This window comes from Lysobacter korlensis (assembly GCF_042434515.1).
The window spans coordinates 296,640-315,162 of sequence record NZ_JBHLTG010000002.1 but is presented as its reverse complement, the minus strand read 5'-3'; the positions used below and the strand labels follow the sequence as shown (position 1 = coordinate 315,162).

General features: G+C 66.0%; 30 protein-coding genes. 14 read left to right on the top strand and 16 right to left on the bottom strand.

Annotated elements, in window-relative coordinates:
- Positions 1-53: 53 nt before the first annotated feature.
- The 4 genes from ACFFGH_RS10730 to ACFFGH_RS10715 all read left to right on the top strand — a co-directional run bounded on the left by ACFFGH_RS10730 (position 54) and on the right by ACFFGH_RS10715 (position 1,627).
- Positions 54-503, top strand: coding sequence for a hypothetical protein (locus tag ACFFGH_RS10730; protein ID WP_386668056.1), 450 nt, complete (start codon positions 54-56; stop codon positions 501-503).
- Entirely contained in the window at positions 500-706 is a 207-nt protein-coding gene (locus ACFFGH_RS10725; protein ID WP_386668054.1) for an NfeD family protein, read from the top strand. Before ACFFGH_RS10730 ends, ACFFGH_RS10725 begins: the two co-directional genes overlap by 4 nt.
- 241 nt (positions 707-947) lie before the next feature.
- Positions 948-1,400: a hypothetical protein gene (locus tag ACFFGH_RS10720; RefSeq protein ID WP_386668053.1), complete on the top strand. Its 453-nt coding sequence runs from the start codon at positions 948-950 to the stop codon at positions 1,398-1,400.
- A 59-nt stretch (positions 1,401-1,459) separates the two neighbouring features.
- Complete coding sequence (locus ACFFGH_RS10715) at positions 1,460-1,627, top strand: hypothetical protein (RefSeq protein ID WP_386668051.1); 168 nt, start codon at positions 1,460-1,462, stop codon at positions 1,625-1,627.
- A gap of 432 nt (positions 1,628-2,059) precedes the next feature.
- On the opposite strand, the gene ACFFGH_RS10710 is transcribed toward ACFFGH_RS10715, so the two are convergent.
- The 5 genes from ACFFGH_RS10710 to ACFFGH_RS10690 all read right to left on the bottom strand — a co-directional run bounded on the left by ACFFGH_RS10710 (position 2,060) and on the right by ACFFGH_RS10690 (position 3,784).
- Positions 2,060-2,374, bottom strand: coding sequence for a hypothetical protein (locus tag ACFFGH_RS10710; RefSeq protein WP_386668049.1), 315 nt, complete (start codon positions 2,372-2,374; stop codon positions 2,060-2,062).
- On the bottom strand, positions 2,371-2,556 hold the full coding sequence (locus ACFFGH_RS10705; RefSeq protein WP_386668047.1) for a hypothetical protein: 186 nt from the start codon (positions 2,554-2,556) through the stop codon (positions 2,371-2,373). The genes ACFFGH_RS10710 and ACFFGH_RS10705 overlap by 4 nt, the downstream gene beginning before the upstream one ends.
- Positions 2,553-2,951 carry a hypothetical protein gene (locus ACFFGH_RS10700; RefSeq protein WP_386668045.1) on the bottom strand — a complete coding sequence of 133 codons (399 nt, stop codon included), beginning with the start codon at positions 2,949-2,951 and terminating at the stop codon, positions 2,553-2,555. Before ACFFGH_RS10700 ends, ACFFGH_RS10705 begins: the two co-directional genes overlap by 4 nt.
- A 147-nt stretch (positions 2,952-3,098) precedes the next feature.
- The gene (locus ACFFGH_RS10695) at positions 3,099-3,383 is read right to left on the bottom strand and encodes a hypothetical protein (RefSeq protein ID WP_386668043.1); all 285 of its coding nucleotides are present in this window, start codon (positions 3,381-3,383) and stop codon (positions 3,099-3,101) included.
- A 251-nt stretch (positions 3,384-3,634) separates the two neighbouring features.
- Complete coding sequence (locus ACFFGH_RS10690; RefSeq protein WP_386668041.1) at positions 3,635-3,784, bottom strand: hypothetical protein; 150 nt, start codon at positions 3,782-3,784, stop codon at positions 3,635-3,637.
- A 216-nt stretch (positions 3,785-4,000) separates the two neighbouring features.
- Here ACFFGH_RS10690 and ACFFGH_RS10685 point away from each other — a divergent pair, with 216 nt between their 5' ends.
- Positions 4,001-4,207, top strand: coding sequence for a hypothetical protein (locus tag ACFFGH_RS10685; protein ID WP_386668039.1), 207 nt, complete (start codon positions 4,001-4,003; stop codon positions 4,205-4,207).
- A complete protein-coding gene (locus ACFFGH_RS10680) occupies positions 4,204-4,623 on the top strand; it encodes a hypothetical protein (protein ID WP_386668037.1) in 420 nt (139 codons plus the stop codon). The genes ACFFGH_RS10685 and ACFFGH_RS10680 overlap by 4 nt, the downstream gene beginning before the upstream one ends.
- A 6-nt stretch (positions 4,624-4,629) precedes the next feature.
- Here the strand turns inward: ACFFGH_RS10680 and ACFFGH_RS10675 are convergent, their stop codons facing one another.
- The 8 genes from ACFFGH_RS10675 to ACFFGH_RS10640 all read right to left on the bottom strand — a co-directional run bounded on the left by ACFFGH_RS10675 (position 4,630) and on the right by ACFFGH_RS10640 (position 9,623).
- On the bottom strand, positions 4,630-5,262 hold the full coding sequence (locus tag ACFFGH_RS10675; protein ID WP_386668035.1) for a hypothetical protein: 633 nt from the start codon (positions 5,260-5,262) through the stop codon (positions 4,630-4,632).
- A 25-nt stretch (positions 5,263-5,287) separates the two neighbouring features.
- Positions 5,288-5,410, bottom strand: coding sequence for a hypothetical protein (locus ACFFGH_RS10670; protein ID WP_386668033.1), 123 nt, complete (start codon positions 5,408-5,410; stop codon positions 5,288-5,290).
- A gap of 395 nt (positions 5,411-5,805) precedes the next feature.
- On the bottom strand, positions 5,806-6,066 hold the full coding sequence (locus tag ACFFGH_RS10665; RefSeq protein WP_386668031.1) for a hypothetical protein: 261 nt from the start codon (positions 6,064-6,066) through the stop codon (positions 5,806-5,808).
- Positions 6,067-6,178: 112 nt separating this feature from the next.
- Positions 6,179-6,454 carry a hypothetical protein gene (locus ACFFGH_RS10660; protein WP_386668029.1) on the bottom strand — a complete coding sequence of 92 codons (276 nt, stop codon included), beginning with the start codon at positions 6,452-6,454 and terminating at the stop codon, positions 6,179-6,181.
- Positions 6,455-6,665: 211 nt separating this feature from the next.
- Positions 6,666-7,202 carry a hypothetical protein gene (locus ACFFGH_RS10655; RefSeq protein WP_386668027.1) on the bottom strand — a complete coding sequence of 179 codons (537 nt, stop codon included), beginning with the start codon at positions 7,200-7,202 and terminating at the stop codon, positions 6,666-6,668.
- Between the two features lie 3 nt (positions 7,203-7,205).
- Entirely contained in the window at positions 7,206-7,805 is a 600-nt protein-coding gene (locus tag ACFFGH_RS10650; protein ID WP_386668025.1) for an RNA polymerase sigma factor, read from the bottom strand.
- A 419-nt stretch (positions 7,806-8,224) separates the two neighbouring features.
- Entirely contained in the window at positions 8,225-8,473 is a 249-nt protein-coding gene (locus ACFFGH_RS10645; RefSeq protein WP_386668023.1) for a hypothetical protein, read from the bottom strand.
- Between the two features lie 673 nt (positions 8,474-9,146).
- Positions 9,147-9,623, bottom strand: coding sequence for a hypothetical protein (locus ACFFGH_RS10640; RefSeq protein WP_386668021.1), 477 nt, complete (start codon positions 9,621-9,623; stop codon positions 9,147-9,149).
- Between the two features lie 401 nt (positions 9,624-10,024).
- On the opposite strand from ACFFGH_RS10640, the gene ACFFGH_RS10635 reads away from it, so the two are divergent.
- On the top strand, positions 10,025-11,074 hold the full coding sequence (locus tag ACFFGH_RS10635) for an alpha-hydroxy acid oxidase (RefSeq protein ID WP_386668019.1): 1,050 nt from the start codon (positions 10,025-10,027) through the stop codon (positions 11,072-11,074).
- A gap of 147 nt (positions 11,075-11,221) precedes the next feature.
- Here the strand turns inward: ACFFGH_RS10635 and ACFFGH_RS10630 are convergent, their stop codons facing one another.
- Together ACFFGH_RS10630 and ACFFGH_RS10625 are read right to left on the bottom strand one after the other, a co-directional pair.
- Positions 11,222-11,677, bottom strand: a complete 456-nt coding sequence (locus ACFFGH_RS10630) for a hypothetical protein (protein WP_386668017.1) — start codon at positions 11,675-11,677, stop codon at positions 11,222-11,224.
- 82 nt (positions 11,678-11,759) lie between these two features.
- Entirely contained in the window at positions 11,760-12,404 is a 645-nt protein-coding gene (locus ACFFGH_RS10625) for a hypothetical protein (RefSeq protein WP_386668015.1), read from the bottom strand.
- A 181-nt stretch (positions 12,405-12,585) separates the two neighbouring features.
- Here ACFFGH_RS10625 and ACFFGH_RS10620 point away from each other — a divergent pair, with 181 nt between their 5' ends.
- The 3 genes from ACFFGH_RS10620 to ACFFGH_RS10610 all read left to right on the top strand — a co-directional run bounded on the left by ACFFGH_RS10620 (position 12,586) and on the right by ACFFGH_RS10610 (position 15,096).
- The gene (locus ACFFGH_RS10620) at positions 12,586-13,470 is read left to right on the top strand and encodes a hypothetical protein (protein WP_386668013.1); all 885 of its coding nucleotides are present in this window, start codon (positions 12,586-12,588) and stop codon (positions 13,468-13,470) included.
- 478 nt (positions 13,471-13,948) lie between these two features.
- Positions 13,949-14,656: a DUF4062 domain-containing protein gene (locus ACFFGH_RS10615; protein WP_386668011.1), complete on the top strand. Its 708-nt coding sequence runs from the start codon at positions 13,949-13,951 to the stop codon at positions 14,654-14,656.
- Positions 14,657-14,661: 5 nt separating this feature from the next.
- Positions 14,662-15,096: a hypothetical protein gene (locus ACFFGH_RS10610; RefSeq protein ID WP_386668009.1), complete on the top strand. Its 435-nt coding sequence runs from the start codon at positions 14,662-14,664 to the stop codon at positions 15,094-15,096.
- 125 nt (positions 15,097-15,221) lie between these two features.
- Here the strand turns inward: ACFFGH_RS10610 and ACFFGH_RS10605 are convergent, their stop codons facing one another.
- The gene (locus tag ACFFGH_RS10605; RefSeq protein ID WP_386668007.1) at positions 15,222-16,109 is read right to left on the bottom strand and encodes an ATP-binding protein; all 888 of its coding nucleotides are present in this window, start codon (positions 16,107-16,109) and stop codon (positions 15,222-15,224) included.
- Between the two features lie 650 nt (positions 16,110-16,759).
- Between ACFFGH_RS10605 and ACFFGH_RS10600 the strand changes: the two genes are divergently transcribed.
- The 4 genes from ACFFGH_RS10600 to ACFFGH_RS10585 all read left to right on the top strand — a co-directional run bounded on the left by ACFFGH_RS10600 (position 16,760) and on the right by ACFFGH_RS10585 (position 18,270).
- The gene (locus tag ACFFGH_RS10600; RefSeq protein ID WP_386668005.1) at positions 16,760-17,212 is read left to right on the top strand and encodes a hypothetical protein; all 453 of its coding nucleotides are present in this window, start codon (positions 16,760-16,762) and stop codon (positions 17,210-17,212) included.
- Positions 17,213-17,306: 94 nt separating this feature from the next.
- On the top strand, positions 17,307-17,492 hold the full coding sequence (locus ACFFGH_RS10595) for a hypothetical protein (protein WP_386668003.1): 186 nt from the start codon (positions 17,307-17,309) through the stop codon (positions 17,490-17,492).
- 105 nt (positions 17,493-17,597) lie between these two features.
- The gene (locus tag ACFFGH_RS10590) at positions 17,598-17,927 is read left to right on the top strand and encodes a hypothetical protein (RefSeq protein ID WP_386668001.1); all 330 of its coding nucleotides are present in this window, start codon (positions 17,598-17,600) and stop codon (positions 17,925-17,927) included.
- 31 nt (positions 17,928-17,958) lie between these two features.
- Positions 17,959-18,270, top strand: a complete 312-nt coding sequence (locus ACFFGH_RS10585) for a nucleotidyltransferase family protein (RefSeq protein ID WP_386667999.1) — start codon at positions 17,959-17,961, stop codon at positions 18,268-18,270.
- The last annotated feature ends 253 nt before the right edge of the window (positions 18,271-18,523 follow it).

The window sequence follows — 18,523 nt, the reverse complement described above, 5'->3', positions numbered from 1 at the left end:
GTTTCCTGATACAAGTTGATCGACCCGAAGCACCTCAACCCGAATGAGGCGAAATGGACGAGCCCATCCCCGGCCAGGGCGAAGCCCGCAAGATGTCGGACGCGTCGAGACGCTGGTTCTACTGGATTTGGATGTCCGGGCCGGCGTTGATCCTGCTTGGGCTGACTCTGAGTTGGGTGCTCGATCTGCCGTGGGGTGGATGGTTCACAACGGCCGGGCTCGTCATTCTGATGGTTCAAAGCTTCCGACTCCTGTGGTTCCAGTCGAAGGGTGTCGCGCTGGACTTCACATCATTCGGTGTGACCGCTCCGTTGCTGCTGGCGGGTGCAGCACCACTCGTGGTGGGACTCCAGCTAGCGCTCGGCCCACTCGTCGACGAGTTCCCGTTCCTGCCCTTCGTTGGCTACTCCCTCGCCCTTACCGGCGCAGGTTTGATTATCGGCACGGTGCTCCATCAAGTGCGGCGCTGGAGCCGGCGGCGGCAGGAAGGTGCGCCGAAATGACCCGGCCGGTCAGGATCCACCTGTTCTTCATGCCTCTAGCTGCGGCGGCGGTCGTATTCCTCGGGCTCGGATGGTTCATCCCGGCCGCACTCTTCGCCGCCGGCGCCGTCGTTGTCCTGGTGATGTCCAGACGCGCGGTCCGCACACAGTTCAAGGACGACGCGATACGCAACAACGATCTTCTCGACGGCGACAAGCCGTGACCAAGCCAACCGACGAGGCAACGCGCCGCGCCCACCGGCGAGGCGGACTCATCCTGCTGTGGACGGGCGTCGGCTTGGTCGCTGCGGGGCTTGTCACCGCTCTCCTCGGCTGGAATGGGAGCGGCGGACTGGGCGGGCCGGGGTTGGTCCTTGCCCTCATGGGCGGGCAGATCCTTTACGAGCAAAGGAAAGAGGACGCCGGCGAACCTCGGACACCAGGGCGGGAAGGCAACACCACACCATGAGCCGAGCCACCCGCATCACCCTTCTTGCCACCGCGGCGGCAGTTGTCCTCGGCTTCGGCAGCATGATCGTGTTCGGCTTCAACGCAGCTAGCCTCGCCGTGCTGGTCGTCGCCGGCCCGATCCTGCTCGTCGCCGTGGCGGTGGCGGCGGCCCAGTGGGGGATGAGCCGTGAGCGCCTTCCGAAGCTGTTCACGGCGCTCGGCTGGTGCAGTGTCATCACCGGCGTTGTGTCAGTGATTCTCGGAGTAGTGCGTATTCCGTTCAGCTCGTACGTCGTCGACGTGGTCTTCGCGCTGGTTGGAGGGCTGTGCGGAATCGGCATGGGTGTCACCTGGCTGCGCATCGCATGGAAGATGCCTGTGCGGAAAACAGCTCTGGGCGGACGGGCCAGGCGCCGGCACCGCCGGAGTGAGCGGACACGGGTCTGGTTAGCTGCGCGGCGAGACTGATTCTCTTGCGCCATACGACCACAACTCCCCGTGTCGGCGGCTACCCCTATCGTCACGCCATGGACCTCAACTTCACCCAGCTCTTCTTCGAAGGAGCCGTCGTCGCCGCGGAGCGGGCAGCAGAAGCGATCGCCGCAAACCCATGGCCGTACATCGGCATCACAGCGCTCGCCATCGCTGGAGCGCTCGTGCCGAAGCGGGGACGCCGAGCGACGTACCGGCGGTAGGGCAAGGTGCTCGCTTCGCGTGATCCATCAAAGTCGCTCCCCGTGGTAGTGGGAGGAGCCAACATCGTCTCCGCTACGCAAGCCCGGCACACGAGGAGCACCGAACGGGCTCCTTCGGGCGCCGGCCTAGGTGCTTCTCACTCGTGTTTCAGCTCGGCCGCGAGGACGGCGCGGACTAGTCGTCCGCGGGTTCAATGTCGGCGAATACCGTGGGGTAGTTGTCCGACCCTGCCGCCATGCGGCGAGCGTGTCTTGCTGTTTCATGGGGGAGCGTCGTATGTGCCGACCGGTGCGGCCGGCTCGGCGAGCTGCAACTCCCCTTCCGGTGCGGGAGCGGCCTGAACTGACCGCCGCAGGGGTGCCGCGGCGGGCGCGGGGCTGCGCGGTCGAAGTAGACATACCCCGCATGTGCGCGAGGTTGCTCAGATCGGGTCAGGAGAACTGCTCGTCCATGTCGAGGATGGCCGTAAAGCCTTTCGCGGTAAGCAGCGTCCTATCGTCGACGCTTTCCAGGAACCCTAGCTTCTCCAGTGAAGCAAGGGTCGCCGATACGCTCCGGCCGCGAAGACTCCACGGCTGGCGCTGACTGAACAGCTTGCGGTCGACAACCTTGCCGAGCAAGCTGACCAACCTGGCGTTGTCGCTCTGAGAGTTCTTGCCGTGGCCGTCGAGGTTGTATTCCCAGATCGCCCAGAGAACGCAACGTTGGAAGTCGTCCAGTCCATCAGACGGCGTACTCGTCGTCACTTCCTGGCCCACTCCTGCTCCGCGACGGCGAGCACCGTGTCGTTGTCGGCGTGGGTGATGGCGGTGTGGTCACCACTCTGCGATGTCGAGCCGGCCAGCTCCGCCGGGTGAGGCGCGAACTGCCCGCGGGCCGGCTGGCCCTGCGGGTGGCGCGGCATGGTCATCGGGGGCGCGGCAGTCATCGTTCGACGCCGATGGTGGCTTGGCAGGATGTCTGCTCGCCGGCTTGGAGATCCGTCTCGATCTCGCAGCGCGCGTCGGTGTCGTCGATGGACACGGAAAGGTTCACCGATTCGACGTCGTCGATGGCGGTGACGAACAGAAGCGCCTTGGCGGGCCCGCCGGGTGGGGTCGGGAACTCCGAGATGCCGTCCCATGCTTGTCCGGGCTCGGAGTCGTTGAGGTCCATCGCTCCGTCCACCTCGATGCCGAAGCGCACCTGGACGGGGTAGCTGCTCGCTTCGACGGAGTATCTCGCCACATAGGTCACCGGCTCGCTGGCGGTGCCGGTGCACCCCGCGAGCGCGGCTGCGACGGCTGCCGTGGCCACCAGACCGGGAGCGGCGAGGCGGGTCATGGCGCCAGCTTGACAGCCGTGACGTACCGCGGCGCGATCGTCTTGCCGCGGAAGCCGCACGACGACATGCAGGCACCTCCTGGCCGACCGCAACCTCGATGGTGTCAGGGAGCTGCTTCTCATGCCCGCAGGCGAGGGTGACCTTGATCACCGGGTGCTCCCGTACAGGGTGAGCAGCAGCAGGCCGCTGACGAGGGTGAGCAGTGTGGAGGTGATCCCGCCGGTGATGAATCGGTCCTCTCTCCAGATGGAGAAGCACAGCCACCAGGAGGCGACCGTGGCGATCCCGCTTCCGAAGCCCGCGGCTGCGAGCATCGCCATCGACTCGGAGGTCTGGCTCTCGGATGGCTGGGTTCCGAAGAACGGCGCCGAGTGGATCATGGCGACGAAGACCAGCAGCGGCGCGATGAAGACCACGGTGGGAAACAGCATCACCACGGTCATCTTCCGGCCGAGAGCCGGTCGTTCCCCGTCACGCGGTTGACGGCGAGGACGTTCCTCCCGCTCCGGTTCCGTGTAGCGGAAATGTGGGTAGCTCACCGGCCGGCTTCCACTTCGGCGGCGTTGACCAGCGCGTCGTCGGGCTGGGCGACCCCGCCGGTGTTGGTGTGGATGGTCGCTTCTTCCTCGATCGTGCGGACGCGAGCTTCGAGCATAGCGATTCGGTTGCTCGCCGCGAGCGGTCAGGCGACGCCGCGGGCGATGTCTGCGTTCGCTTGGCGCACCCAGCCGGGGATGAGGAATAAAGCGATGAACCACCAGATCCCGGCGCCGGCAACCACCAGAAGTCCGATGCCGACTCCGTTGAGCAGCCAGCCGCCCCACCAGAACACGAGGACGCGACTCGCCTTCGCGGGAGCGCTCCTCCCGAAGCGGAGGCGCCGAGCGACGTACCGGCGGTAGCTGGCTCGCCGGAGCTGCCGGGTCCCAGCCGCAGCTGTGCCGGTCTCGTGTGTGGGCGGTCGTGGGCGGCCGGGCGGTGTTGGAACCGTAAGCCCTTCTCCGGCGATACCTCTTGTGGGAGCGCGTACGCTGACGAGAGGACACCGGTGCACCCGACCGAAACGATCAACCCCGACATCCCACCCCTGTACGACTTACTCTGGACCGGCGGGCTCATTGTCATCATCGTGCTCGTCGCCGCGTTCCTGCTGCTGCTCTACGGCGTCGTCAAGCGCGCGGTGCGGAACGGGATGCGGGAGCATCGGGAATGGCTGGAGTGGAGGCAGCAAGACCGTGCGGATGCGCCGCAGTGAACCGGCTTGGTGTAGCGACCGTCCTGCCGATAGCCGCAGTGGTGGCGCTGCTCATGTCCGGTTGCGCCGCCGATCGTGGTGAACCTGACCGGCGGGAGACGTTTCGGGTCACCGAGGGCGAATGCACGGCGTCGTGGTGGCTGGAACGGCTTGTCGAGGACGTCCCTGCGGAAGCCGAGGCGGTGGCGCGTGACGCGCTGATGAACGCCGTGGTCACCGACGAGGCAACGGCCGAGTGGCAGGTCATCATTGAGGACTCGGACTCCAGTGACGCGGAGATCCGGCAGGACCGTCTCGAAGACCAGGCACACATCGAGGTGGTCCGAGAGCAGGTGCGAGTCGCACTGGACGCTGCTGGCTACCCGGACGCGCCGACACGGGTCATCGAGGTGTACTCCGCTCTGAGCTGCTCGTGAACCACGTCACCGTCTCGGCGCTGCTGGAGCGTTACCCGGCGGCATCGTCCCGAACAGTTCCAGCCGGGTTGAGTACCTGTCGGTGTCCTCGCGGGTCATTTCGGCGATGAGCAGGTGATGCGGTCCGCCTTGTGCTGACCAGTGCCGTGCGAACGGCAGTGTGACCACGGTACGGAGTCCGCGCTGCCACGCCCCGATTAGCGCGGGGAGCGCCCGCCGTTCGGGTTGCTCGTCGAGGGGTCGGTGGTGACGATCGGGCGGGCGGAGTGCTGAAACCCAGGCGTTGTACGCGTCGCGGTCGAATCCGGCGTCGCCCCACACTTGGGTGAACGGCTTCGGCATCTGCCCGACCCAGTCGCGGAACCATGCCTTCGCCGACTCGGCGTCCGCCGGCGGTTCAGGCTTCACTCCGGCGGCTGCGACCGCTTGACCCCACGCGTCCCGCCACCGTAGTCGCCATTCGTCGACCGTCGCCGTGTCTGGCCGGTGTGAGCCGCCGACGTCGGGTGGCGGGTTGAGGGAAGGGATGCGCGTCGCCCGCAGTTGCCACGCTTCGTTGATGAACAGCAGCGGGAGCAGCAGATGGTCGCCGTCGTTCACCGCGATGACCATGTCGTGCGGCCACGGGTCACTAGGCATCGGTCGGTTGGATCGCATGGCTCGCCTATTCCGGCCGCAGAGCGACGCTGACGACCAGCAAGACCCACAGCGCCAGGATGCCGTAGCCGACGACGAGTCCGGTGATCGCCAGCCACTGGCCGAAACCGGATCTGGGCGCAGCTGCCACAGCGCCAGGTGGCCTCACAGGAGGGCGGCGGCTGCGAGGACCGGGATGCGGCCGTCCCATCACATCAAGTACACAGTGAGCCCAGCGGTGACCGCCGATGCGATCGCCAGGAGGTTCCCTCGAAGCCTGGCTGCCCGGGCTGCCTGTTCGGTGACGTTCACGGCCACAACCCATGTCGGTCGCTGTTTCGGCTCCGCCCTCCGGCGTGGTGTAGCAGAGCCAGTGCGCTCGGGGCAACGGCACCCACTGGGTGTGCACCGACCCGTTCCCGGGGAGGCTACGGACGCAGGCGTTGTGCACCGGCTCAGACCACGCGAGCGGCAGCAGCGTGTAGACGACGGCGGCGAGACCGACGATCACTATCACCCCGCCGACTCGCGTCGTGCGGGTGCGGGTCATCGGGGCCATGCGAGGCTGATCCCGGTAAGCACGTCGATGACCTGCGGGAGTGCTGGCAGGGCGTACGCGGCCAGCGAGATCACACCGAGGGTCACTCCAGCCGCGGGGAGGGCGTGGGTTCCACCGTGGCCGCCCAGGGCCTGCCAGCCCAGCAGGACGGCCAGGGCCCCACCGACCAGGGCGGTGAGCAGAACCGCGACGTCGAGCACCCCGGCAACCGGGTCGTACTCGATGAACGTCGCGTACCGGTACTGCATGGGTTCAGCCCCTTGTCGGTACTGCATGAGTATCCACGGCACCGCGGAGAGCACACCGGCCCAGAAAGCCGCGGCGCCGTGCCGGCGCTCCGGAGCTGAGTGGAATTCGGCGTCATCGCTGCGTCCCGACCAATCGCTCCCGGATGAAGACGACTGCTGCGGTGACGACGCCTGCGAGCACCAGTGTGCCGCCGCCGATCATCAGCCACCGCTCCGCGACGGTCGCCCGTGAAACTTCAAGGTAGTAGTCGTGGCGGGGGCCGCCAGCGAGATGGTCGACCGAGGAGAATCGGGCTGCGTACGGACCGAATCCAGTGAGCGCCAGGAGCACACCGCCGAGCACGGCCGCCGCGGCGATCAGACGGACGAGTCGGACTCTCGCCCTCACCTGTCGGTCAATCCTCGTCGAACGTGATCTCGACGGACACCGTCCCGGTTTCGGTGATGGCAGCCGGGTCGACAGGTTTCCCGAGCTGGACGGTGCGGGGGTTGAACATTCGGATCTCCTTCGGAGTCATGGCGCGAAACGATAGCCTTCGCCGACTCACTTGCCGCACAGGCTGACAAGGTTCCACGACCCCGAGCCGACTCGACTCCGATCAGCCTTCGAGCGGTCGAGCAAGCCCAAGCCGCGTGCACACCTCCTCGTCGCCGGGGACGACTGCGGCGGTGCCGTCACGCATCACGCATACGGTGAGTTCGGGAGGTACCGGGCTGTTCCGGTCAGGGTTCGGTGGCGGCGGGGGAGTGCCGTTCCCGCCGGTCGCACCGTCCTCGTCCGCGGGGTCCAGCATCCCGTCCTGCCACAGCAGCGTGCACGCGGCGATGGCGTCCTCGATCGCGACGATGACATCCGACCCTGCGTTCCCGAAGGCGACTCCGCCTCCCGGGTAGCTGCCGTCATCGCGAATCTCGGCGCGGGCGAAGCAGTGCACAACGTTCTGGTTCGTCACCGGAAGCAGCAGTGCCAGCGCGCCCGTGACGACGGCGCCCACGAGCACCAGACTGGGCACGATGAAGATCCACGGATTCCGCCTCCTTCGACGGGTGTCCTTCTCCACCTGCCGCGTGAGCCTGTCACGGGTGCGGGCCCGGTGATCGGCGGTCCACTCGATGTCATCTATCGGTTCGAACATCCTTCACCCCCTTCCTTCGCCGGCCGGATCAGCTCGCAGGGCGGACTCGGTCTCGATCAGGTTCCGGAGCCGCTCCTTCGCGCGGGACAGTCGGGACTTCACCGTTCCCGGTCTGATGCCGAGCGCTCGCGCGACATCAGCCTGTGGCAGCTCCTCCACCACGCACAGCAGCAGGATCGTCTGCTCATCCGCGGTGAGCCTCGCGAATGCCGTCCAGGTCGGCCCAAGTCGACCCTGTTGTTCGATGCGCTGCTCGGCGACCTCCGTCGCGCTGACATGCCAGACTTCCGGCCGCAGCTTGGCCAGGAAGGTCCGGTACCGGCCGCGGCCGCGCCGGTAGGTGTTGCAGACGTTCACGGTGGTGGTGAGCAGCCACGGCCAGACGCTGCCATCCACCTCACGGACGTGATGCCGTCTGGACCAAAGCGTTTGAAATGCGATCGCCGCGGCGTCCTCCGCGTCCTCACGGTGCTGCACGATCCGCCAACAGACGTTCAGTACCCGCTTTTCGTACCGATCGAACAGTGCGGTGAACGCGGCACTATCTCCCTCGATCGCCGAGCGCAGCAACACGATGTCGTCGCCCGCGTGATCTGCACTCACCGAAGTCCGTTCCCATAGCCATGGTTGAACCCACAGCTGTCCGAAATGGGCGCTCGGTCCGTTCGGACCAGCCGGTGCCGTGATTGGAGCAGCGCGCCACATACCCGTGCCCCTTCATCCTGTAGAGCCGCGGCCAAATGGCGCAGCTCACCCATTGAATGGCCGCATCCGCGCGGAAGGTTCCGGACCGGGGTGCTAGCGCCGTTCAGGTGCAACGGCCCCAGGCCGTGAGCAGAACCGTACGTCGGCATGGTCGGCACCATAGTGGCGGGCCGACACCGACCCATTGAACGTGATGCGCGAGCCAGCCGACCAGCCGCACTACTTCTCAACAGCCATACCCCACGTCGCCGTCCCCTGCTTGGCGGAGGACCGGGGGCGGGAAGGCGATGCCGAACACCGTACCGACAGTCACGCCTCTAGGGCTTCGATACGCCGTTGCGGCGCGCCCAGCCGACGGCGACGAGCACTACCCCGGCGAGAAACATCCCGAACCCCGCTTGAACGGTAAGACCGCCAGCGGAGAAGATGCTGCCGCCTGATCCTCCCGGTCCGGCGGCGTCAACGGCGTCCATTTCCGCCCAGATGGTGAGCTGGCCGCCCGCCATCGCCAGCACCGCCAGAAGGAGGAGTGCTACACCCAGGATTGCTGTTCGCTTCGGCGTCATGACCGACCGTCCCTTCTTCGCCCCGTCGTCAGGGCTGTCACCTACGTAGTTGCCGGAGCGGCCGGGATGGTTCCCAGTTCTGCTGATCAACATCGACCAGTCAAGCTATCGCCAAACCCGTGGCCGTACATCGGCATCGTCGCACTCGCCGTCGCCGGATCGCTCGTGCCGAAGCGACGACGCCGAGCGACGTACCGGCGGTAGGCAACGTTGGTCTGCATCACACGGGCGACGTCACGACGGATCGGCCCCTCATCGGGTATGCATCAGTCATTCCGCCTGTGCTGCATTGACTCGCTTAGGGCCACCACCCCATGTCTGTCGCCGTTTCCATTCCGCCCTCCGGTGTGGTGTAGCAGAGCCAATGCGCCCGGGGGAGCGGTACCCACTCGGTGTGCGCGGACCCGTTTCCGGGAAGGCTACGGACGCAGGCGTTGTGCACCGGCTCTGACCACGCCAGTGGGAGCACGGCGTAGAGGGCGGCAGCAACGACGACGGCGATCACTGCCGCCGCCACACCGGCACGACTCCTGGCGACGACGCCACCGTTTGTTGTCACGACCGCACCGAGGCCGGCGAATACCGCAGCTCGGCCGAAGCTCGCCTTGATCTCAACCGGCGGAGGTGAAAGCGAACATGAGCCGCTCTAACGCTGTCGGAAATGCCTCGCAAGTCAGCGGTCCCCTGTTGCGTCTCCGCCATGAGATCCCTGCCAAGTGATGTCGAGCTGGAGGTACTCACGTTCGTAGCATTCCATGGAGACGCCAGACTCGACGGCGGCGTTCGGGATGCTGTAATCAATGAACTGCTCGTCGCCAACGAACTCACCTGATGGCTTGTCCACGCCCGGGTTGAGTGGGTAGCCGGCATCTGCAAGACACGCACTGAATCGCTCGAAGCCGGCCTTGTACTCCTCCACGTCGACAACGCCGTCAGCCATCGCCGCGGCCTGCTCGTCCGACATCCTGTCCGCGACGCTCGCAGGGTAACCGTCTGGATGCATTGCATACGCAGGCGGTGTGGGATCTGCGGCCGGCGCACCTGTCTCGATGGACGACCCCTCTGAACTCGAAGCACATCCCACAAGTAGGAGCAGGAGCGCAGCGGCGCCGAGGTTTGAAATTGAAAGCTGCAACGTGCCCGTGCCCATGATTTCCCCGATCCACGACGCGTGTTTGGTTGACCTTAGCGGTAGGGGTGTCACCTTGCTGGCGTTTTCGCTCGTGTCTCCCAGGTGTGGGGGGCGGTGCCGCGGGACAGGCCGCCGGCGCCTTCGCCGCAAACCCGTGGCCATTCATCGGCATCACCGCCCTCGCTTTGGTCGCAGCGCTCGTTCCGAAGCGGAGACGCCGCGCGACGTACCGGCGGTAGGCGTCGACCTGCGCCAGCCCATCGCCGTCGAGGACTCGGTTCACCAGTCTCCGGCACCGGCCGACGGAATCTCTTGTCGCTCGACGCGAACGCTGGGAAGGCAGTTCAGGGTCGCGTACCGGCAGCAGCGGAGTTCCTACACTCTTCCCGCGTGTCTCGATGACGAGATAGCTTCCATCTATGGCCGCCAGTGACGCGAGAACCAGCGCCCAGTTCGAGCTGGAGGCCAAACAGGTCCTGCCCCAGAAGGTCTTCGATTTCGTGATGGCCGGGGCTGGCACCGAGCGGACGGTGGCGGCCAACGAGGCCGCGTGGCATCAGTACGAGATCGTCCCGCGGGCTCTCGGCGGCGTGGCGTCCGCTGATACATCGACCCAGATCCTCGGGACCTCTTACTCTGCTCCCATGGTGCTCGCGCCGGCCGGCCGGCAACGTGCGCTTCATCCGGACGGCGAGATCGCTGCCGCTTCCGCCGCAGAGCGGTTCGGCACCGCGTATTGTCTAGCGACATCCGCGACCACGGACCTGCACGACCTGCGGAGCGGACACCGGTGGTTGCAGCTCTACGTCAGCACGGACAGGGCTTGGACAGAAGGCGTTGTTGGGGGAGCGGCGTCCTCTGGTTACGAGCTGATCCTCGTCACGGTTGATCGTCCGACTGAGGCGCATCGGCCGCGTGCCGCCCGCCACGGCGGGCTGGGACCATTGCCACCAGGCGTTCATGTCACCAGCCACCGCGGCGACGGCACGACTCGATCTGATGATCCAGGCGTTTGGGACCCGCTGATCGGCTGGGATGACATCCGATCGTTGCGATCCCTCACCTCTGTGCCGATCGGCGTCAAAGGGATACTCCGACCCGATGACGCGCTCCGCGCGGTCGACGCTGGCGCATCGACCGTCGTCGTCTCCAACCACGGCGGCCGACAGATAGATGGTGCGATTGCAACTGCTCGTGCCCTTCCAGCGATCGTCAGCGCCGTCAACGGGCAGGTCCCTGTCCTCGTGGACGGCGGCATCCGTACCGGCGGGGACATCTTCCGCGCCCTCGCGCTCGGTGCACGCGCAACGCTCATCGGCCGGCCCTACCTGTGGGCGCTCGCATCCGGGGGAGCGCCAGCAGTTAAAGCGCTTCTCAGTCAACTCCGCGAAGAGCTCCGCGAAGTCATGGCACTCTCCGGATGTGCAGCTCTTGGCGACATCACACCTGACCTGGTCAGTCGGTTGTAAGCGCTGTTGCTGGACCCCCAAGCGGTGGCCGGGAGGTACCATCCCCGTGCCTGTGCACAACCCTCTGAACGAGCCTGGCGGCGGCGGGAGCGCTCGTGCCGAAGCGAAGACGCCGAGCGACGTACCGGCGGTAGGCAGGGCGGGGCCTCAGCGGGCTTCTTGGATGTCGGTTCTTCCGGCGGCAGAAGTGGGTCTCCAGATTGCCAAGGACCCGATGACTGCCATGACTCCCAAGATCGCGGGGTGAATCGGTCCTTGGCTGAGGAGCTCACCCGGCAGTCCCAGCAGGACGAATCCGAGGGTTGCACCCGCTGCGGCCGCCAGCGCGATCACGCCAAGCCGCCCGCGCCGCCCGCGAAACACTGCCGCTGGGAGCAGAGTCGTTGCGAAGACGATCAGCGCCCAGACCGTGTGCACAACGATGATCGCGAGGAGGCCCATGATGCCGAACCCAGTGAAGGCGCCTTCGATGCTGTCGACGCCATTGACGATCGCATTCTCCGCCACGGCAATGGTCCACTGCGCGGCTCCCAGACCCGCTCCCATCGCGGCATGCACCGCGAAGACCGGCAGGAGCGGTCGGTAGAGGATGGGGCGTCGCATGGTCACGACCATACCGACGTGGCGGGCGAAGTCGGTTCGACCTCGCCCGCCGTGGGGTTGATGGCCCGGTGGTCTGTTTCGGTCAGGACCGTCGGCTCATGCCGGCGTTAATCTGCGCGGACGTGTTCTCCCACGAGCCGATGGGCACCTCGACCTCCTCGTACATGACGTGTCCGCCGAATCCTCCGATGGCGGTGATGTCGTCCTTCTCGGTGCTGTACATGGCGGTGTGGAAGTCGGCGCCGCTGGCCCACTCGTCCTCGCTGTTCCACTCGGCGTAGCGCCAGACCAGCAGGTGCCCCTTCTTCGCCGGGTCGGCGGTAGGGATGGTCCGGTGCTGGACGTCCACCCAGGCGGCGAGCAGCTCCGGCTCGATGCCGCGGTGCAGCGACCATGCGACGTTGGGGCGGTTCTGGACGACGTCCTGGAGGGCACAGTCGTGGCCGTACTCGGTCATCAGGAGGAGTGCGACGGCCGCGCTGTACTCAGCCTCCGACGGGCGCCGGCCGAGCACCTTCTCGCTGTCGAGCGGGACCGGGTCGAAGTCGAACACCGGCTTGGTGAATCCGTGGATGACCCACAGCTCGCGGATGTGGGCTGCCAGGACGGTGATGGGCGCGTCCTTCACGGGGTGGTGCCTCCTGGCCCCGATGGGGGACCGGCGGGCGTGGGTGGTCGCCTTCCTGGTGCCGTTCTTCTTGGTGGACTTGTTCCTCTTGCTGGCCATGGTTGGCCTCCGTTCTGCTTGCCTTCGGTGTCCGCGTGACGCGGAGCGACGGTTGCCGCTGAGTGTCTATGCACGACGGTTGCAACCGGCTGGGACTTCTGCATCGAGGGCGGTCCCGACAGTGCCGACACGTCCTACTGAACGGGCGCGGGGTCCGAGGTCGAGAATCTAGGCTCGGCTCATGAACGAGGTCGTCGGGCTCAGGCTGGGGAATCAGCCGAGACCTTGCGGCGTGTGCGGAACCGTCCGGAAGCTCAGCCGCACTCATGTGCCGCCGCAGGCGGCGGGGAACACCGGCCCGGTCACTCGCAAGTACATGCTCGGCGGTTCGGAGGGCTACCGGTCAGGTCGAGAGTACATCGGTGAGTACATCGGTGGGATCTGGGTGTACGGGCTGTGCATGGACTGCAACAGCCTCTCCGGCGGGCGCTACGACCGTGCCTACGCAGACTTCGCCGCTGGCATCGAGCGGTGGTTTTCGGTTGCAGGTCGGGTCTGGCATCCGGACATGCCGGCCATCCGTCTTGCGCCGGGCCTAGTGACGCGGTCGGTGCTGTACGGGATGCTCGCCATCAGCCCCAACACCCGCGTGATGCGCCCTTCGCTGGCCGAGCAGTTGCTGGCTGGCGGCCCGGTCCGGCTTCCGGGTGAGCTTTCCCTCAGGGTTGCGACCTATCTCGGCCGGCGGGCGCTCCTTACCGGCCCGATCTTGACTGCGAATGTGCTCGGGACGCGGAGCGAGGTGAACACGCTGGCTGCATTCACGTTCAGGCCGCTCACCTGGGCTCTCGCCGCCGGTGACAGCCGGGAGTATTTCGATTCCCGCCGGTGGGCGGACGCGACGGAGTGGCTGCTGTACGAGGACGATCGGGTCGACGTCGATGTCCGATGGCTCACCCGCTCCTCTGCTCGAACCGGCGATGTGCTGCACGCTCCAGGAGACGAGCTCCTCCAACTGTTTTCCAGCGAGATCGCGCCCATCGTCGAAGGCCGCATCCCGGGCCGAGTACCCCTTACCGGCCGGGCACACCGCGATACCCCATCGCCGATGATGAGGCCCACGTAACCTTCCGGCGGATCATAGACGTTAGTTCGCCCTTGATCGTCCTGACTGCGCGGCACGCGAGTCGGGCCCGGGGTAACACACCGCCGGTTGACGGGCGTCGGAGTGCTTCTAGAGCTGCACCCTGACCGCGCCGACCTGAATCCAGCGCCCAAGCCGCCGCGACGCAACTCGTCAGCTACTCGGCGCTGGAGCTCCGCCACGTCGAAACGCTTCATGCAATCGCAGCGCCCCATAGGGCCGAGCGTGACGCCGGAAGAGCCGCCACCGCCGGGCGAGCAGCGAAGCGGTTCCGGTACCTCTCTGTCAACCCGAAGGCACAACTCCAACTCCTGGCGGTGCCTGCTGCACTGGACCCTGGTACTTACGTAGTTGTGCGGCCCCATGCGTGACTCCATCCTCTCCGTTCGAGCATGGTGTCACGGGCCGCCGACACCGCGGCGCTCGGCCCGGGCAGACAAGATGTGCTGGACTTCTGAGTATGCAGACCGAGCAGCAACTCCTCATCGACGAACAAGCGGCGGCCATTCCCATCGACGACCGGGAGCGTGTGGCGTGGGCAACGGGACAGCAGGTGTTCGTAAGCAGCCTGATCGGCGACATGCGGGCCGAGCGCGACGCAGTTAGGCAGGCGATCCTCCGTGTGGGCGCCAGCCCGGTCATGTTCGAGGAGGACCTCGGGGCGCAGGACATTCCTGCGGAGCAGGCTTACCTAGCGGGGGTGCGACGCTCGGACATCTACGTCGGTTTGTTCGGACCGAGATACGGACAGCGGATGGCTGATGGCTACTCGGCCACCGAGGCGGAGTTTCGGGAGGCCGAGCGCCGGGGCCTTCGGCTATGCCTGTTCGTGAACGGCCTCGATGGTGGCGACATGGATGGTGCCCAACGCGACCTCATCGCCGGAGTTCAGAACCGGTACACGACCAGCCCCTGGTCCACATCGGATGACCTTGGCCGCCGGGTCGAGCAGCGGTTGGCCGCCCTGGCCGCTGAGGCACTGGCTCCATGGGTGCGGGTGGGTCGCACCATCTTTCGTGCTCGCCGTATCCGCAGCGCGGGGTCGAGGTCGAGCTCCAAGCCGACATCCGCAGCGGCCAGGTCTATGGAGAACTACAGGCCATGCGGGAGCAGATGGCCAATGACGTTCGATTCGCGTCGACCTGGGGTGCCCGGAGGTTGCAGATGACGGGCATGACCACCGAGTCCACAACCGCCTCTCAGCGGCACGTCACGATCACCCTGGCCGACAGGGGCCGGTCGAACCAACGCGGCCTTCGCGTGGGAGTGAACAACATGTCCGCCGAAGAACTGGGCCGGCGAGCGCTCTCCGACGGACTCTTCGGCACAGACGATCTTCCTCGCGACTGGATATACCGTGCCGTGGACCCGCTCTCTGGGCTTCGCGGTCGCGGTCTCGCCGACGCAGTGGCCCGTCCGGTCGCACACCTGTTGCTCGCGGAGCACCTACTCGCCTCGGAGGAGGCCGCGACGGTTGATGAGTTCCGACTCGGGCCTTCGCGGGCCGGCAGACGAAGCCTCCGTCTCACCTGGACCCCCAGGCGGCAGTACGTCAACGCGCCCGACCCGGAACACATCACAATCGAAGGGGAGGTGAGCGGAATCTAGCTTCGAAACGCCGCGAGGATGCCGCCTGCCGGCGGCTCATCGGCCCACGAGCGGTACAGCGCAGGCCTCGCGACGGTGAGCGTCCCCACGTGGCGGTCGCCGGGCAACATCGTTGAGCTCACCGTTCAATGAGAGGCGCCGGGCGTCGGAGCACCCTGTTCGAGAATCAGGAGGGACTCGTGGTCGCGGAAGTTCTCCCACTGGAGGTACCCGGTGAAGTTGAAGCTAGGTGCCTGGATGCCGGCTCGCATGTCGTACAAGACAACGCCAGACGGGTCGCACAAGTACAGCTTGCGAGGGACGTCTATCTTCCACTCGACAATGCGCAGTTGCGCGGTCGGCGGTGTGGCCTCCGGAACGGTGAGGACGACGATTTCGCTTCGCTCTTGCAGTGTCTTCGGCCGAATCTCCTCTCCGTCGAAGCTGATCGCCACTCCGTAGTGTTCGATGTACGCGGCGTATTCGATGCTGAGATCGGTGAACGGTGCGCTCGATTCGAAGTACTTGACAGCAGCGTCCGTCGGGTTGCTGACGATGACGGTCGTGCCGGACCGTTGATCAGCGCCAGCCTGATCGGCATCGACTTCAAACGTCCGAAGGTCAGACTTGTCCCCGAGTATGCGGACGCGGCGCATATCGCCAGTCACGCGCTCCGCGATCGAGTCCCAGACGGCCGTGGTGCCCAGTCCGTAGGCCGCCCAGCGGCCACGACCGCGCTCCCCATGCAGCTTCCTACCACCATCGCTGACGTGCGCGCGCGCCTTCCACGAGTCGCCAAGTTTCTCGAACTGCGACTCCGCCCGTTCTTCCGTGATGCCTGTCCCGTCGTCGACGATGACGAGCGACTCTAGGCTTCCGGTGCTGTTCCTTCGGAACGAAATCTCGACGCGCTTCGCGTCGGCGTCCAGTGCGTTCCACACCAACTCGAAGATTCCGGTCTTGGGCGACTTGACGAGTTGTAGGAGGTGATCGTGCGCGACGGTGACAGAGATCCGCCTGGTCATGGTGGTCATCTTGACATGAAGTCGGGACCACCAGGAACCGAGGAGTATCCGTTGAGGTCTTGAAGGTACCCACTGCGAACGCTCGTGGTTTTCGCGTTTTGAACGGGCCGCGCCATAGCTGCTCCAAGTCGGTTCGTTGCTTGAAGCATCGAGGCGACCCCCGACATGAGTCTGACCGGGGGTTACGTGTGAGCCGTGCTTCTTGGGGGAAGGGCAGCGGAGTGTTCGCATCTCCTGTGAGTGCCGCGCACAGGGGTGTTGAAAGGAGAGACGAATGTATCCACAAGAACCCAACAACAACGCCCACTTGTGCGCCCACTCCCGCTCGCGCCAACGTGGGCATGCTGCGCCTCCCAAGGGAGGAGATGAGTGACCGGCCCCGGTGACATGATGCCTCGGCCCGCTGCGTACCGGGCGCTGGCCCGCGCTATCCGTACCCGCGACAAGGACGCGATCGTCGAGCTGGTCACTGCCCGACCAAATCGGGACGAAAGGAACGGTTGCTTGGTGTGGACCGGTGCAGGCAATCGGAACGGCTACGGATTCGTATTTCGCAACCCTGGCGTGTACGTCCACCGTGTGATCGCGTGGTCGAACGCTGGATTTCCCGGCGAGCTCGCCCAGTTCCCACCCGTGCATCACCTGTGCGCGAACAGCGCGTGCGTCTACGGACCCCACCTCACCCCCGTCGCCGCGCTCGCGAACTCGCTCGAAGCATCGGTGCGAAAACGCTCCTGTCGCGGATCAAGGCGCTGGAAGCGGAGATTCTCCGCCTCGACCCGAACAACCAAGTCGTCCGCGAGTGGCCGTCCATCGAGGGCGGCGTCTCGCAGAGCCAGATCCAGGCTTGGCGGCGCAAGAACATGTCGATGGGCGAGACCTTGCGCCTCCAGCGGAGGAGGGAGGCTTACGCGGCCGCCCTCCGGGAACGGCGGCAGATGCGATTCGAGCAGGTGCTCGCAGTTCGGCGGCTCCTCGCGAAGGGAATCACCAAGCGCGACGCCGTCAAGCAGGTCGGGATTTCGTACAGCGTGTTCGACGACTGGAACCGGCGCTACCAGGATGAGGTCGACGGTGATGACCACCGCCCGGTGAGGAGGCGCACCGAGTGAGTGAGGAGCCCATCGAGTGGCGGAGGGATGACCTGGTACCCCGGGCGGGCGCGGGTACGCAGGCATTCAGGCACGGATGCGAGAAACGGCACGCATGAGTAGCGGACTGTTTGAGTGGCTTGCCGAGCTACTCGACCGTCTGCTCTGGCGGCTCGACCCGGATCGCGACGGGACGCGTCACCGAGATCCGCACTACCTGCGCTCGCGTGTGAGGCGGATCGCATGGAGCTACTGGTGGCGCATCCGCAACGCGTGGGATCGGATGCTCGGTCGGCTGTAGTGCGATGTCACCAGCGACGATAAATGGCGCGAGAAGTCAGTCGAGACTCCTACGCTGAGTGCCGCAGCGGCCGGGCTGCTCCAAGTAACTTCTTCTGGAGCACCGTTGGCCGACTGGCATCCGATTTCGCTGGCCGTACTGACCGGTCCGAACACGTGGCTTGTTCGCAACCCTCGCTCCACCGACCATGCGCTTGGCCGCATCGACCGGCTGGAGTTCGGGCTGTTCCGCGAGGTCTGGTTTCGAGCCGCCGTGCACGACGGACAGGGCCCACACGTCCTTGGCTACACCCGAAACGCCGAGGCGGCCGCTGATGCCATCCGGCAGCATAAGCGAGCCGACTCGCACACGAAGCCGCACCCCGGCTATCCGACCATGGCGGAGAAGCGGCGCGCGCCGATGCACGCATCGCGCACCGAACCGCGCGACGGATGACACAGCTTGCGCTGAGCGGCAGGATCACCTCATGACCACGGAGAGTGACGACCCGACCCCGGCGCGACCGTCCGCCGTGCTTCGCGCCCACCGCGACCTGGTGCGTGAGATTGTTCGCAGGCATCACGGCATTGATGTTCACGTGTTCGGGAGCATTGTGAAGGGGGATGACATCGTCGGATCGGACATCGACCTGCTGGTCACGCTCGACGGGTCTGCAAGCCTCTTCGACTTGGTGAAGATGGAGGACGAGATCCGAGAGGCACATGGTATCCCGGTCGACATCGTCGAAAGGGGGTCTGTCCGGAATCCGGAAATCTTCGAGAGTGCAGTGCCGCTGTGATGGCGCGTCCGTCGTCTGGTGCAGGATCACTCCATGAGTCCACGAGGCGTCAACGAAGGATGGCCGGTCAAGCTGGGGGAGCGGGTGCTGATCGTCGCGCCCGACATCGGCACGGCACGCCGCATCGCCACGGAAGCGAACTTGTCGCTCAGGGATTGGGCGCCCGTGTTCAGTGACATTCCCCGCCGGGAAGGGGTCGGTGTACGTGCCGCTGCCGTTCGGGTTCTTGCCCTACGACGCCCGGGTCGTCGCC